General features: G+C 63.0%; 1 protein-coding gene. It reads right to left on the reverse strand.

What is annotated here, in order from left to right; all coding sequences use genetic code 11:
- The coding region (locus tag ACWC5O_RS45545; protein ID WP_450781420.1) for a penicillin-binding transpeptidase domain-containing protein at positions 1–1,031 on the reverse strand (1,031 nt) is incomplete at both ends.

Consider the following 1,031-nt stretch of genomic DNA (forward strand, 5'->3'; position numbering starts at 1 on the left):
GCTTGGGCTTCACCTCGTGCTTGAAGACCGTCTTGCCCTCGCGCTTGACCTCGGTGACCGAGAACGGGTCGTTCTGCTTGCCGTTCGCCGCGAAGGTCGCGTAGGCGCCGGCCATGCGGATCGCGCTCGGAGAGGAAATACCGATCGAGAAGGAGGGGACGTTCGACTTGTTCAGGCTGGACTCGAGCAGACCCGCGTCTGTGGCCGACTTCCTGACCGTCGGGATACCGATGTCCATGCCCAGCTGCACGAAAGGCGCGTTGGCGGAGTGGACCATGGCTTCACGCAGGTCGATGTCCCCGAACGACTCGCCGCCGTCGTTGGTCTGGAGCCACTCCTGCCCCTTCTCGTTGCGCCAGATGGAACCGTCCCACTTCTTGATCTTCAGCTTGTTCTTGCCGTTGTACTTGCTCTTGTCGGGGTCGACGATATGGCGCTCGGACGTGCCCTGTTCCTCTGGGAGCTTGGGATCGCGCACACCATCCCGCATCGCTGCGGCCAGCACGAACGGCTTGAACGTCGATCCGACCTGGGCACCGGTCTCGTTGGCGTTGTTCGTGAAGTGCTTGGTCGCATTCTCACCGCCGTAGATGGCGACGATCGCTCCGGTCTTGGGATCGACCGAGGCACCACCGAACTGGACGTGGGTGTCCGTGTCCGGGCGCTTCTTGGGCTTGATGTTGGCGTCCTGGACCTTCTTGACCGCGGCCTTGAGCTTGTCGACCTTCTTCTTGTCGAAGGTCGTGTGGATCTCGTAGCCGCCCTGGGCGAGCTTGTTGGCGTCGATGTTCTGGTCGTTGTTGTTGAGGAGGTACGACTTGGCGAGGTCCACCAGATAACCGACCTGCCCACCCAGCTGCGCGTTCTTCGTCGGCTTGTTCGGCATCGGGAACGCCTTGGCCTTGGCCCGCTCGGCAGGCGGAAGGTGGCGGTCCTTGACCATCTCGTCGAGGATCCAGTTCCAGCGCTCAGTGGCGCGGGCCGTATTGGCCTCCGGCGTCGCCGTGGGGTCGATGTCAACGGAACCGGCC

It is taken from the genome of Streptomyces sp. NPDC001450 (assembly GCF_053597295.1).